The sequence below is a fragment of the Helicobacter himalayensis genome (genome assembly GCF_001602095.1).
Lineage (GTDB): Bacteria > Campylobacterota > Campylobacteria > Campylobacterales > Helicobacteraceae > Helicobacter_F > Helicobacter_F himalayensis.
The window spans coordinates 873,600-888,606 of sequence record NZ_CP014991.1; the positions used below are offsets into that span (position 1 = coordinate 873,600).

General features: G+C 39.8%; 9 protein-coding genes. 2 read left to right on the forward strand and 7 right to left on the reverse strand.

Annotated elements, in window-relative coordinates; genetic code table 11:
• Positions 1–46: 46 nt before the first annotated feature.
• Positions 47–3,436: a YhdP family protein gene (locus A3217_RS04250; RefSeq protein ID WP_066388355.1), complete on the reverse strand. Its 3,390-nt coding sequence runs from the start codon at positions 3,434–3,436 to the stop codon at positions 47–49.
• A gap of 25 nt (positions 3,437–3,461) precedes the next feature.
• On the opposite strand from A3217_RS04250, the gene mltG reads away from it, so the two are divergent.
• Together mltG and A3217_RS04260 are read left to right on the forward strand one after the other, a co-directional pair.
• Entirely contained in the window at positions 3,462–4,346 is an 885-nt protein-coding gene (gene mltG / locus A3217_RS04255; protein WP_156471849.1) for an endolytic transglycosylase MltG, read from the forward strand.
• Between the two features lie 36 nt (positions 4,347–4,382).
• Positions 4,383–4,925 carry a redoxin family protein gene (locus A3217_RS04260; protein WP_066388359.1) on the forward strand — a complete coding sequence of 181 codons (543 nt, stop codon included), beginning with the start codon at positions 4,383–4,385 and terminating at the stop codon, positions 4,923–4,925.
• Between the two features lie 344 nt (positions 4,926–5,269).
• Here A3217_RS04260 and A3217_RS04265 read toward each other — a convergent pair whose 3' ends face one another.
• From A3217_RS04265 to A3217_RS04290, 6 genes are all read right to left on the reverse strand, one after another.
• On the reverse strand, positions 5,270–6,415 hold the full coding sequence (locus A3217_RS04265) for a glycosyltransferase (RefSeq protein ID WP_066388361.1): 1,146 nt from the start codon (positions 6,413–6,415) through the stop codon (positions 5,270–5,272).
• Positions 6,366–6,671 carry a glycosyltransferase family 2 protein gene (locus A3217_RS04270; protein WP_066388368.1) on the reverse strand — a complete coding sequence of 102 codons (306 nt, stop codon included), beginning with the start codon at positions 6,669–6,671 and terminating at the stop codon, positions 6,366–6,368. Before A3217_RS04270 ends, A3217_RS04265 begins: the two co-directional genes overlap by 50 nt.
• 54 nt (positions 6,672–6,725) lie before the next feature.
• A complete protein-coding gene (locus tag A3217_RS04275; RefSeq protein ID WP_082807870.1) occupies positions 6,726–7,712 on the reverse strand; it encodes a pseudouridine synthase family protein in 987 nt (328 codons plus the stop codon).
• Positions 7,643–8,662, reverse strand: a complete 1,020-nt coding sequence (locus tag A3217_RS04280; RefSeq protein WP_066388372.1) for an LptF/LptG family permease — start codon at positions 8,660–8,662, stop codon at positions 7,643–7,645. Before A3217_RS04280 ends, A3217_RS04275 begins: the two co-directional genes overlap by 70 nt.
• Positions 8,655–9,344 (reverse strand): prepilin peptidase, encoded by a 690-nt coding sequence (locus A3217_RS04285; protein WP_066388375.1) that lies wholly within the window; start codon positions 9,342–9,344, stop codon positions 8,655–8,657. The genes A3217_RS04280 and A3217_RS04285 overlap by 8 nt, the downstream gene beginning before the upstream one ends.
• Before the next feature lie 165 nt (positions 9,345–9,509).
• Positions 9,510–14,957 carry an alpha-2-macroglobulin family protein gene (locus tag A3217_RS04290; protein ID WP_066388382.1) on the reverse strand — a complete coding sequence of 1,816 codons (5,448 nt, stop codon included), beginning with the start codon at positions 14,955–14,957 and terminating at the stop codon, positions 9,510–9,512.
• Between the last annotated feature and the right edge of the window lie 50 nt (positions 14,958–15,007).

The window sequence follows — 15,007 nt, forward strand, 5'->3', positions numbered from 1 at the left end:
ATAACTCAAAAACTACCCAAATACTACTTCAGCTTTAAGCAGGGCGTTATTTTTGCGTCTCTTTCTTTTTCTCTAAAAGCGCATCTGAAATCATATCAAATGGCGTGAAAACGCGTCGCAGGATTTTAAAAGGTGCAGTCACCACATCTTCTAGTAGGCTCACTTCTGTTTTAGGATCGCTTAAACTTCCACTCACAACGATATTTGTTGTTATTTTCCCGTCATCACCCAAGATGAGATAACCAATAATTGGAATGCTTGAGAGAATATCCGAAAATGTCTTAATCGTGCTCGCACTCAAAAGCAAGTCAAGGCTCTTATGCTCCAAATCCACCAGCCCATTTCCTGTTACATCAATAGCCGTACCAATGAGATTAATCTTATCGAGTCCCAAATATTCATTATTGAGCCAAAACATTAGCGAGCCTTCTTTGATTTCATAGCCTTCATTAGTAAGCCCGGGCTTTTTAAACACGATAAGTGAAGGGATTGTGTCAATGAGTGCTAAAATATTTTGCACCAACACAAAATCTTTAAAAAAAGTATTTTGCATATGCACTTCGCCCTGCAAGATTCCATCGCGCAAGATTCCAGATAGGTCAAACAGCCCGCCCTCAAAAAGCTTTTTTTGCATCACTTCATTGATAAAATTTGCGCTAAAGTTATTAAGCGTGATTTGCGCCTCGCCATTGGCAATATCCACATTTGCGATACCATTGCCATATGAAGCATTTGTATTGATTCTGCCATCGCGCATTGTGATTGTCGCAGAATCTGTGGGCACGATATAGTTCCCAAAAAAGATTTGCATATTATTAGATTCTAAATACAAAATATGCGGCTCAATATTATGTTCGCGCTCATACCTACGCTTTTGTCTAATGAAGGCATTTTCCTGCTCAATTTGCTCTTGCGTTAAAGTTTTTTTCTTTTTATGAGAATCCTTAAAGCTCTCGCTCAAAATCGGAATCGCACTATCAAGCAATTCATCGACATTCACATCATAATCATTCACCATAAAAAACACGGAATTTCCGCGCTTTTGCATACTAAACGACTTGTCCTTAGTGTTTAAAGAAACTTCGGCAATCGGCTTAGAAATATCAATGTTCCCAAACACACTCAACGCGGATAAAAGCTTTTTGTTCTTGTCATAAATAGGGTATTTAAGGTTACTAAGTTTTGCGTTAATGCCAAATTCTAGCGGCGTAGCGGGGTTTTGGGTGAGCTCCACACTCCCAGCACTTATCCCATAATACTGCAAAAGTGGCGAGTGTGCATACAGCGCGCTTATATCTTTGATACCTACACTCAATGCGCCAGAAACGTCTTGTTTCAAAGAAAATGAAAGCTTAGGGATTGTGATTTCTAGATTCCCATCTTTGAAACTACCTTGCAATGTGAGCGCGCTTAGCGTTGATTTTGTGTTTTGGGTGGAGCTTTCGTGGATGGTATCTTTAGATTCTGTTTTACTTACCGTATCACCTTGTGGAAGTGAATTCTGCTTTGCCTCCGCCAAGTTTTGCTCGTGCGCATACTCGACGTTGTTTGGTTGGTTAGAATCTTGGGGGTGCAAATCTTTAGAGTCTGTAATTTCTTGCGCTTCTTGCAAATCCATAAAATCTTTTTGCGCATCCTGTGTATCTTCTTGTAAAGTTTCTGACAAAGATTCTTGTGCTGTCTCTTGCGTGGATTCTATGGGTTTTGTGGCTTCCGCAAAATCTGTGACTTTAGAATCTACAACTTTTTGAGAATCTTGCGCTACCACATTTTGCGCTATTTTGGGTGAGTTTATTTGCAAAATACTAGGAATCGTGCTTGTGTTTTCCTCTAAAATTGCCTTTATAATGTTTTTTGTCATCAAATCTTGCGCGCTGTTAATATCCAAATATGACGGCAATGCTTGCGTATTTTGCGAGAAAATCTTTTGAGGTGCAATATCAAGCATATTTATATCAATATTTGCCTGCAAATTTTTTGTCAAAATATCAATATCAAGTTCGGTTTTCAAATCCGCAATATCCGCGTATTTCAGGCTTTTTGCATTCACCTTGACATTTTGGGCTTTTGAAGTGATAGAGAGATTTGCAAGCACTTGCCTTGCATCAATCTTTTGCCCCAAAAACACGAGCGTGCTTTCCTGCGCGCTTATTTCACCTGTAACATTTGGGATAATATCCCCTTTTTTATTCATCTTTAAGTGGAAATCAAGCATAGCCTTTAGTGCGCCACCTTGCGTTCTTAGTGGCAAATCAATATTAAAAAAATACAATAAATCTAATAATGGCTTATCAAGCGCGATTTTTTGCGAACGCAGGGCAATAAAAATTTCTATCGGTTTAGAAAATGGTAATTGCAGGCGCACTGAAGAATCTGCTAAGTTGTGATTTGCAAAAGTTGGCTTATTAAAATTTATTTGCAGATTCTCATCGCGCAAGGTCAAAATCGCATCTTCAGCCACAATTGGCGTAAGGCTAGAATCTAAATAAATTTTTGGATCATCAACGAGTGCATTTGCCTTGATTGAGCGTTGCAGATTTGAGATAATGTCCTTATCAAGAGAAATTTGCAAATCAAGCGATTGCAAAGTGAAACTAGAAAAGGAGATTTTTTTAAACAGCCACTCCTCTAAATCCTTGTTTTGCAACATTCTTATGTAAGGTTGCAAAAACTTTATATCTTTTAACTTTGAACTAGAGGCAAGGAGAGTTAGGTGCTTAAAATTCGTGCTTCCGCGAAGCGAGATTGTAGGATTAGATTCTGTCATTATTTCGGAATCTTGTGCGCTTTCATAGTCTGGAAGCTTGTGGAGCAAACGATCTAGATTTTTGTTATATAAAAGAGTGAGATTAAATTCTAAATTTTTCTTTCCGGTGTAGTATTCCAAATACCCTTCGCTTTCTAAGAAAAATGGATAAAAACGCAAGGTTTGGATAGTAAGTAAAATTTTACTTTGCAGGTTTTCAACCTTTAAAAGCATTTCAAAATTTGGACCATACACAGCATAGCTTAATCCGTCATAAAGCAACTTTCTCTCGTGTCCATCGGGTAAAATCACACTATGAATATTAAGTTTTTCAAAATACGAAAGCACAAAAAGCACATTTTGGATACTATCTACGACAAAATCAATAGAAAGCCGGCTAAAATCCGCAGAAAGTGTGCTGTCTTTTTCATTCGTAGATTTTGCAAAAAAGCTCGCATTTGTAAGGTCAATCTTTTGAATATCTAAAATAAATTTATTTTCCAACTTAAGATAGAATCCCTCCACTTCAATCCCAGCGATGGAAAACTGCTTATAATAAATCCCTTCGTTGAGAATCTTATACCCAAGAAAGGCTAAAACAATGAGAATCCCGCAAAAAACAAAAAGACTCCTTGCTCTTTTTTGCTTTGGTATTTTGGTTTTGGTAGGTTGTGTAGGTTTTTTTCTCATATTTTATATTCGCGCTCCAGTGCAGATGCCCCAAGTCCTCAATGTCCCAAAAGGCTCAATAAAGTCAATTATAACATATCTTAATGCCATAGATGAGACACAGGATAAACAATTTGGCAAACTTGATGAATGGCTTATGCGCCTTTTTTGGCGACCTCAAAGCGGCGTAATCGCGCTAGATTCTATCACGACAACAGCACAGGGGGCAACAGCCACACAAGATGGAAACCTCACAAAAGGCGCATTTTTGCGCTATCTAAGTACTGCAAAAAGTGCAACAAAAGAAATTACACTTATCCCGGGTGAGACACTACACTTTTTTATCCAAGATTTAGCGCAGAAGTTTGAGCTAGATTCCCAAAAACTTCAAGATTCGTATGAGAAATATTTTGACTTGCCCGATGGTGTGATTGTCGCAGAGACTTACAAACTTCCGCTAGGGCTTGATGAAGATTCTTTGATGAAACTTCTAGCACGGCTCTCTTATGATTGGCATAAAAAGCAGGCTATCGCATTGCTTGGAAAATACAACAAAGAGGAATGGTTTTATCTCGTGCGCAAGGCATCTATTGTGCAAAAAGAAGCCGCAAATAAAGAGGAAATGCCCATTGTCGCGGCAGTGATTGAAAATCGCTTAAAGCTTAATATGCCATTGCAAATGGACGGCTCGCTGAATTATGGTGCGTTTTCGCATACAAAAGTAACGCCAGAGCGTATAAGAAACGACACAAGTGCATACAACACCTACAAGCACAAGGGCATTCCATTATATCCCAGCGGAAGCGTGAGCATAGATTCTCTCAAAGCCGTGATTGCGCCAGCGGAAGTGGATTATCTCTATTTTGTGCGTAATCCAAATGGCACGCACACTTTTACCAAAACCTACCAAGAGCATAAAAGTCATTTTTAGTGCAAAAGAATCTTTAAATTATTAGGAGTTTAAAAAATGAAAAAATGGCTTATTTTTCTTCTCTTGCTTGCGCTTCTTGTGATTTTGGGTGCGTATTTTTTTACACACACGCAAATCAAGCAAGCGCCGCAAATAAATGCACAAGATTCCCAAACTCTCTTAAGTCTTGATGATATTGCTTTGCTTGATTTTCAATCCCAACCTACGAAGTTAAGCACACTTGCAAATGGCAAAAAAATCTATCTTATCGCGTGGGCGTCGTGGTGTCCATATTGTCTAGCGAGTTTGGAAGAGCTAGATTTTCTAGCCAAAAAGCAAAATGATGATTTTATCGTGCTAAGTGTAGTTTCACCAAATCAACGCGGTGAAAAAGAAATGAGCAATTTTAAAGAATGGTTTGAGGGTTTAGAATATAAAAATCTCATCGTGCTTTTTGATACGCAAGGTGCGATTTTAAAGCGCGCACAAATCTTTGGCTACCCCACGCATTTATTTTTGGATTCTCAAGCTAATGTGCGCCATATATCTCCGGGCGCGATGAATAGCGAGCACGCAAAAGAAATTTTGCGTGAGATTTAGGATTTTCAGCTAAATTCTTTGCGCGAAATTTTAAGGATAATATTTTTTAAATCCTCACAGCCAATAATTAGCACAAGGATCCACCTTGCCCTTTATAAATCGTGCTTTCAGGGCGCACAAAACCTTTAATGTGTAGGATTTCTCGCCAACTGACAATAAAGTTAATCAACCTATCCATTGGGGACGTTTCGTATCTGGTTCGCACGCGTGGAATGAACCCGTGGAAATTCTAAACAAGCGCGCGCAAAAAGAAAATATCCCCTACAATACCCCACAAATTGGAGAAATCTATCTCTTAAACACCAAAGCACAAAAACACAAGGTGGTATGATTTTTAAAGTGCCTTATTTTTTCAATGCGTCTTTGAATTTTTCCTTAAGTGCATACAATTGTGAAAACTTTGCAATCAAAAATGGATACTTCAAAATAAACTTTTTGAGCGCGGTTGCTTTGCCGAGTTTCACACCTTTAAGATATGGCAATAACTCTTTAAAGCGCACAAGCATATGCCACACATCTTGCTTTGTGCTTGTGGGGGCAAGGCTTATTGCCCAGACAACAACGCCTGCCAAAAAATGGCTTTTTAGCAACTCTATATCTTGTGGGCTAAATTCCCTATAAAAATGTTTAGTGGGGTTGTATGCGTTGTTTTCGTGTTGGGCGATAAATTCAGCAAAAAGTAACGCGCCCTTTAAAACCCCTTGGAATTTATAATATTCGCGTGCTTTGTAAGCACTGCCTAGCACTTCATAGATTTCGCGCATATTTGGGCTAAGGGAGTTAATTGTCGTTTGATTCGTGTAGCGAGAAATGCTGTTTTGCCTGATTCTATAAGCATAAAGTTTTTTATTCAAAAACCCTATTTTCTTTGCACTTGCAAAAAGCATAAAACCAAAAAACACATCTTCCCACAACACGCCTTCTAAAAATCGCACACCACTTGCGCGTAAAAAAGCAAAGTTTATTATACCTTGATGGGCGAAAGCAAAGATAAGTTTTCTCTTGCTTGTGATAGTTAAAAACTCGCTACTACTCATTTCCTCACGTCCCAAAGATTCTATATAGGGCAAAAATCTCGGAGGCGATTCCTCCATTTCTTTGGTATCATCATAAAACCTCGTCCAATCAAACCACACGATTTCACAATCCGCAGAATCCTGCATAAAGCCAACGCAAGACTTAAGACAACTTTTCTCCCAATAATCATCAGAATCTATAAAAATTATATAGTCTATTTCCTCTATTATATTGTCTGCGTGGAAGTAAATTCCGCAAGTCTGCATCGAGCTTTTCTCGCGCTCATACTCAACATTGTTTGGTTTTTTGGGATCTTGGATTCTGTGACGTTGGCTAGAATTTTGAAAATCTCGTGGATTACGGAAATAAAGAGATTTGATTTGTTTGACGTTTTTTGTAGGCGGAGTATATTTGAAGCAATTGCTAGAAAAGCTCTCTATTGCCCCCCCCCCTAATTTCTGGCATAATCTCATTGCAAAACCACGCAATTCCTACATTACGTGCAGCACTAAGCCCACGATTAGCTGTATCAATGAGAACAAAACGGGAATCTTTTTTTGCATATTCTAAGGCAATCTGGAGGCTTTCATCTGTGCTTCCATCATTGACAAGCACCGCTTGAAAATTTTCAAAGCTTTGATTCTGGATAGAATCTAAGCATTCCCTTAAATATGGCGCAACATTAAAAATCGGCACAACAACACCAACTTTTGGATTTTGAGCTGTCATTTTAAATCCTTTTATTTTTGATAGAAAACGCGCGATTGTAGCATATTATCAAAGTCATTTATACTTCGCGTTTTCAAAATACAGCCCATTGGGGCTTACAGGCACGCGATAAATTGGAATCTTAGAATCTAAAATCTTTACATCAATTTGCGCACGTAAAGCTTCTAAACTCATCTCCCTGCGTCCATAGGCAAACACCGCACCTAGCATAAGACGCACTTGCGCGCGTAAAAAGCTCTGCGCACAAATACGCACGATAAGCAGTTGATTTGATTGAAAGCCTGCACGCTTTGCAAGATTCCCGCTAATTTCTTTGCAATGCACCTTAAAAATCTCCCTCACACTGCTTTTTCCATCCAAATTACCCTTGCAAAAAAGCTTAAAATCGTGTGTGCCTTTAAAATACCCCAACGCTTCTTTCACGCGTGCAATCTCACCATAATCCTCCCACGCCACAAAGCGCGCGAAAAATGGATTTGGTGCAGTTTTGCTTGCGATGTAGCAGTAGGTGCGTGAGAGTGCTAAAAAACGCGGGTGAAAGTCCTGTGCCACAAAACGCAAGCTTTTACAAAAAATATGCGGATAAAGTTTAGCATTAAGAATCTCGCGTAATCTCACCAAATCGCGCCTTTGTGGAAGATAAAAGCAAATAGGCATATTACGCGAATGCACACCTTTATCGGTGCGTCCGGCGCTAAGAAGTGAAATCTGACCTTTTATGGGTTGCTTTGATTTTATAAATCCTAGCTGCGTGGCATTTGTGTCAATACAAAACTCCGATTTATGCGTAGATTCCGCATTTTTATTAGAATCCACACTCTCACGCACTGCGCCGATACTTTGCAATACAAGTGCGATTTTATCACTCACGCCAAGTGCGCTCATATCCTTGCGTGCGAAGTTCCGCGTCTGTGGGGCAAAACCTGCAAACGCACTTCCATCATAGGCGATGATCGCCAACACCTTAAACATTAATAATAACGCTTGATTGTCTTGTAATACAGCACATAGCCCGCCACAAACCACAAAGTCGGAATACATAAAATTCCCAAAAATGGGAAATTCTCGCTCGCCACATACACCATAATGAAATACGTAGCCACCGCGCCAATGACATAAAAATATGACATATTTGACTTAAAGCGCGGGTTTGCCACACCAAAAACCAAAATAAAAAAAATCGAAGCCAGTGGAAAAAACGACACCAAAATCGCTTGTGAAAACTTGCGCTCCTTTGACTTTGACTTCCCGCCAAAGGCTTCCTGCCAATAATGAAACAAATCATACCCACTAAGCTGTGGCTCACCCACGACCTGACGCACATTCATCTCTTGATAGTGAATCTTGCGGATTTCTTTTTCGTGCGCAAAATACGCATCGCCCTTTTCAAGCAAAAGCTCAAAAAGCCCATTGGCATTTTGTGTACGCCCAGATTCTGCTACGATGAAAGATTCAGAATCCTTTTGTTCTTGGGAATATAAAATGAGATTTTTATACTGCCGATTTTTAGCTTCATCAACATACACGAGCCAATCGCCGAGCTTTTGCCCCAGCTCGCCAGCTTTGAGATTAACATCAATATCTGCGCGTTTTTGGGCGATGAAGTTTTTTGAAGCACTTGTGGAGAGTGGCACCATCACAAGGGAAAAAACAAGTAAAATCGCAGTGGCTAGCAAGATAATAGGAAAAAAAGCTTTTAAAATCGCCGTGGGCTTAACACCTAGCGCAAAAAACACCATCAGCTCATAATCATATGCAAGACGCGAAATCCCAAGCACCAAAGAAGCAAAAAAAGTGATGGGGATAATAAAAAACACACTGCCCGGAAGCGAGTAGGAAAATAGCGCAAAAAGGTCTAAAAAGCCCATTTTCACCACATAAGTCTTTGCCGCAATACTAATGAGAAGCACCACAGAGGCAATAAAAAGTAGCACGAGGAAAAATGGGAAGAAAAGCTGTGAAAAAGAAAGGAACAAATACCGCTTAAACATTAAAATCTCCCCAGCCAAATGCCCCAGGTGGCACGCAAATCATAGAAAAAATTGTCGCGGTAAAAATATAACTCACAAAAGGAAATTTTACGCTTAAAGGTTTTTGCTTTTTTGAAACAAAATAAAGTATCGCGCTTAGTCCAAAGCGCGCAAATGCAAGAAGGCTTGCAAGAAAAATAATGCTAAATGTGATTTCAACCCCAAAAATCATACCTTCCCCACCAAGCACCAAAATATCTGCCTCTCCTAACATAGGCTTTTTACGCATAGATTCTAAAATAAATTTTAAGAGATACATTCCACCTATAATGCAAAAGCCCTGCATGAGTGAGAAAATCGTAAGCTCGAGATTGTGGCTTTCTTGCAAAATTGAAATAGGCTTGCCCACCACACAAAGCAGAATGAATATAAGCAAAAGCGCATTAGGCAAGGCAAAATAAAAGAAATCAATCACCGCCATAACAAAAAGTAGCGCAAGCACAAAGCTTGCAAAAAGTGCGCTGTAAGTAATAGTTTCAGATTCAATAAAAGCGATATGCTCAAAATAAAAAACACTTAGAAATGGCAAAAAGACACTAAAAAGGCTTAAATAGCGCGCACGATGACAATAACATCTAAGGAACAAGAAACTCACACAAACACACAGAAGTGCATAGAGGCAAATAGAGAGAATCTCATACATAGGGCGTAGCTCCTTTGTTGTTTTTACAGATTCTTTTGCGTTGCTTGGTGTTTTTTAGAATCTGCTTCTATATGGATTACCAAAGAATTGCACTTTTGGCGCTCTTGTCTTAGATTTTTTTAAACTCTTGCAATGACAAGGCGATACCAAACCCATAAGCGCGCCTTATTTCGCCCTCACCTCGACTTTTTGACTTTCGCTCGCTGCTTCATAGGAATTATCATACATTGCTTCAGCATAGGCTGGCGGAAGCGTGTAGATTCCCGGTGTTATGGCATTAATCTTCACAAACACGCTCTTTGCGCGCTCTAAATCAAAAAACCACATTATCTTATCATCGCGTATATCCACATAGCGCGTTGGGTCTGCATTTTTGGTAACAAACTCGGGCAGTTTATCATCATTTAGGCGCGTATTTTCTATCTCCCAGCCACTTGGCAGATTTTGAGTAAGCGCGACATTTTCCACCAAAGCATTTCCATCGCTTATCAAATCAAGTCGTATCCAGAAGCTCTCCGCAGAGGCAATTTTGCTAATATCCACACTCACGCCATTTTCGTCTAAGAAACTGCGCTTTATGCGCATTTTTTTGCTTATTGGCTTAATGATAGAGTCTGTGGGAATCCCTTCCCACGCATAAATCACATAAAGCGGAGAATCTTTAGATTCTATCTTTGCATTGCCAGAATCTAGCTCAAAATTTAACATACGCGTAGATTCTGAAAATTTCTGTTTCTTGCCATTAAGCTCGATTGTGCCCTCTATCTCTTTCGTCTCCGCGTCGTCCTTGTTATTTACCATACTTAAAAGCGCATAGCCACTTGTTTGTGTGCTAAGCCACTCATCAGATTCTAAATGCGCCTTAATGCTATTAAAAAGTGTCTCTTGTGGCTTGCCGTAAATGGTTTTATACGCCTCTAAAATCATCGCTTCATCACGCAAATTTGAGCCAAAGCTATAAGATTTATACCACTCATCAGAATCTGGCTTAATACTAAGCGTATTTGCGATAGCCTTTGCGTTTTCTTCAAAGCCTGCGAGTTTATAGGCTGCGGCAAGCTGCCACTGCGCAGTGGTGTTGAGATTACGCAAAGATTTTTCATTGAGACTATTCATCACTGCGATTTCTGGTTCGTTAGCTAAAGCTAAAAGATAAAGCGCATAAGCCTTGATATTTGCGTCCTCGTCAGAGCGCACGAGGTTTTTTTCATACGCAATCCAACCGCTATAAAGAGAATCTGGCACATAATAGCCTAGCTTTTTAGCTAATACGAGGAAATGTCCCGCATAGTTTGAACCCCATACATTTGGCACACTCTCTCCTTGCCAATACGCTAATCCTCCGCTTGGTGTTACAAAGCTGCTTAAGCGCGTAATGCCTGCGTTGATATTTTCCACCACTTCTTTTTTGTCAATTTTAAAGCTTCCTAATCTGTCCAAATAAAGCTGTGGCAAGATGCTTGAAGTCGTTTGCTCTACACAACCATAAGGATAATGTATAAGCCATTTCACCCTATGAGAGATATTTAAAAGCGGATTGGTGCTAATGCTGATAAGCCCACTATTTGTGCCTTTAACAAAGCTTTTTGGCGCGTGAAGTGTGAGCGTGTCTTTTGGTTTAAGCGTGTGATTTTCAAAGGTGCTAATAAAAGGATTTATTGCTTTTATGTCAATTTCAACAACTTCTTTGTTCTTGTATTCTTTAGAATCTACATTTATAGTAATCTCCTCTACTCCCACTTCCTGCCCCACGACACCTTCAAAAATGAGTGTTTGAGAATCCCCTTGATTTTTAATGCTCGCGTTTTGGCTTACTTGCTTGAAATTCACAATATTTTTTGTCGTAGAAATGCTTACTTTAGCGTCTATGGCGCTTTTTGTGGCAAAAAGTTCAATTGGCATTTGGAAAGTATCGCCGACTTTAAGCGCGCGTGGAATTGTAGGCATTACTACCACAGGCGCACTTACTTGGATATTTTTGCTCGCAAAGCCATAGCGATTTTCCTTTGCGCCTACCACCATCACGCGCACACTGCCAAAGTAGCCGGGCATTTTGAGCTTTACGCGTGCATTGCCTTTCTCATCGGTGTTTATCGGGGCTTGATACAGCACCACAGGTTTAAAACGTTGGGCTTTTTCATCAGTCTTTTGACGCGCTGCCCTAGATTCTGAATCTAGCATCGCTTCGCCACCAACTTTTAGCACCTTTTGTACTTTGCCAAAGCTTTTTGTAATGATTAAATCATAGGTATCATAGAGTTTTAAGCCCAGTGCGATTTTTGAGTAAAAATACTTCCACGGATTTGGCGTTTGAAAATCAGTCAATCCCAATAAGCCCTCATCAACAACCGCTAGGCTATAAGTTGATGGCAAGCCCTCTTTTGTGGAGATTTTCACTTCAAACTCGCTATTTGGCAAAATAGATTCTGGTGCATTAATCTCATAAGTAAGCTTGCTGTCCTTATTCTCTATATTGAGCGACACGACACCATAAAGGCGCAAAGAGCGGTCATTTGGCGTGTTTGTGTAATTTTGCAAAAACACCACGCTTACATAGATATTAGGACTCATCTCACTTGTGATAGGAATGGTTAAGTTTGTGTTATTTGCCTTTGTGTCCACCCAAAAGCGTTTAAGCACCTTATTTTCCTTTGTAATGATGACAAGGGCTTTAGAATTTGGTGTAGATTCAAAGCTTACCTGTGCTTCCTCTCCGATAGCGTATTGCCCTTTGTTGGCTTTTATTTTGAGAGAATTTATTTTTTGCGCGTTCAAAGGCTCACCATAGCCTGACACATACAATGTATTGCCTGCCATTGCGCCACTTTCTTCATCGATAAATTCAATATAAAGCTCGCCATTTTGCGTGGGTGTGTATTCAAACAATACAGGCTCTTTTTTTGTGCTTAAGTTTCCTTGCGCGAGAATCTTTGTGTTTCTATCACTTTTAAAAGAGCGAATATATTCTGAATAGCTGTCATAGTCCCACCACCAGCGGTATTGGTTGCTATAAATTGTGTAGCTTACATTTTTACCTGCAAGCGCGCTTTTACTATCATTTGCCACCACGACCACAGGCATAGAGATTTTAGAATCTGCTTGCACATAACGTTGCTCTGGGAATTTCACCCCAACAAAGCTTTTGTAATACACCAAATCCACGCTTTTGCGCGCAGTAACGCTCCTGCCGTTATTTTCATCTACGCGCGTGATGATACTTGCCACAAGGTTTGAGTTTGGCTTTTCAATATCCACTAAACTTAGGGAATCTTTTGCCTGTCCTTGCGTGTCTAGCTTCCCTTCTGTGTGGCTTGAGTAGCTGTAATTAAGTGAGCTAGGCGTGTTGAAGGTGTAGCCTTTAAAATTGCTTGGACTAAACTTCAAGGGCACAATGCTAGCCCGCACGCTGTAATCCAAGTCCTTTGCCACCGCGCCAAAAAGATAATTTGCTTTTAGTTCAAAAGGAATGTTTTCAGCCGGTAGTTCAAGTGTAGAATCTGTCAAAATATTCACCGCGATTCTATTTGCCACCACAGATTCTATGCTCAATTCCTTTCTAAATGTAAAATCCCCAACCCTTAGCAATGCTTCCCAAACGCCTGTATCGGCACTTTTTGGCGTTTTTATCTCATAATGAAAGAATCCATTGCCTTTAGCTTCTAAGCGGACTTTGTCTAAAAACACCTTACCACTTGGAGTTTTCAGACTCAAAAACACAGGATGTGTAGAATCTAGTGCTTTGTCAAAATTGCGCACAATTGCGTCAAAATAAATCGTATCGCCCGGTCTATGTACGCCCCTATCAGTATAAATAAACGCACGCATTCCGCCCTCACTCATCACGCCCTCAACATCGAAACCATCAACGGACACAAGCGAAGAGCTAAGTTTTAGCACCGCCATACCGCTAGCATTATTTGCCATAAAATACAATGTGTTTTTTGCATTTACTTTTGTGAAAATCGCATCGCCATTGGCGTTGGTGTTTTGAGATTCAATAACTTGATTTTTCTTATCCACCGCTATAATTGGCATTCCAGCAATAGGGGTATTTTTTGAAATATCCATCGCTGTGAGGATAAACTGCGAGCCAATACTTTGAGCCAAAAGCGCGGTATTTGAAAAAACAAGATGTTTTGAGATGACACCCTGTCTTGACAAAAACTCTCTCTTGCGCCAGTCACTCCATTCATTTGGGAATTCATAATCTACCTTTTCTATGTTTAACTTCACAAAGAAAATCCCTTTCAAATCCCCCAACTCGCTAAAATCTAGCTCACTTTGAATCCACTGGTTTTTCGCAGTATCAATACTAAAAGTTTTCTCTAGTACCTTATCACCGATACGACTTAAATTTATTCCATAATCGCAATCATACTCGTCGTATTCGTCTTCATCAGACTCCACGCATTCTCGCACTTTTACGTTGTTACCCTGCGTTTGCCCGATAAGATTCTCATCATAAAGAAACTGCGTAAGGTTATTTGCATAGACTTTATGAAGGGTGAGCTTTACTTCCGTCACATTGCGACTTTTAAAGGCAAGCTTCTTGTTTGCGCCATTTGGGAGAAACACGCCACCTGATGAAAAGCTAATCGCAGGTGGAAGCGCGTTTATAGTAATTTCTGCGTTAATATTTTCCTTTAGTGCGGTGTTATTTGTGGAAATAAGCCCTTTTGTAATAGCAATCTTATAAGACGTTTGGAAGTTAAAATTCCCTGTGAGCGTGATTTCGTTGCTTGCTTGGGAGACATTGAAATTTATATTTGGCTGAATCTGAATATAGCTTTTAAGGTTTGACATCTTTGCGAGTTCTTGGGAGAATCTTAGCACTATGCTTGTTTTATCGCCACTCTCTCTAGGTATCGCTTCAAGGAAAGTGATATTTGAAATTTTTGGGATACGCACATCAAGCTTTTTCTTTTCAGTCTTTGCGCCGATTTTTGCGCCATCAAGCGTGATTGTATAAAGCAGATCTTCATCAACGTGTGGCGTGATACTCTCTGAAGTAATCTCAAAGCGGTGTGAAAATTCCTCATCGCCCAAAGCGGCATTAAACCAAAAATCAACATTGTTGCCTTGTGAATCTTGCAAGGAAATAAGGCTTTTTGCCTTTTCTAAAGAAATCTTTTGAGAAGTGAGGACGATAGCAGAAATGGCATTTTTACTGCCATTTTGCAAAACCCACGACCTCTCAAGCTCAAATTCAATAGGCTTTGTGCTAAATTTTAACGTGGCTTTTTTTATCGGGGATTTAAGAGAATCGCCAAGTTGCTTTTCAAGTGCCTTAAAATCAATCTCAAGCGTATAATCCTTGCTAGATTCTAAATACAAGCCTTTTGTATCTGGATAAATATTTAGGGTTGTAGAATCTCTAAAGGCAAATGCTACATTTTCAATAGCGTTGCCATTAAGCTTAAAAGCCTCTTTGTTCGTGCTAAGCTCGCGTTTTTGCACCGCACCGCTCCACATCGGCTCTTTTAACTCAATGCTAATGATAGAATCCGTATCGATAATGCCTTGCGTTTTTTTAAAGATTTTATCCTCATCGCCACACGCGCTAAAAAACAGCAACAAAGCACCTAGAAATGGTTTAAATCCTTTTCCCCACATCTCACACTTCCTTAAGAAAGCAAATGGAATTTAAAAAAAGCTTGGATTTT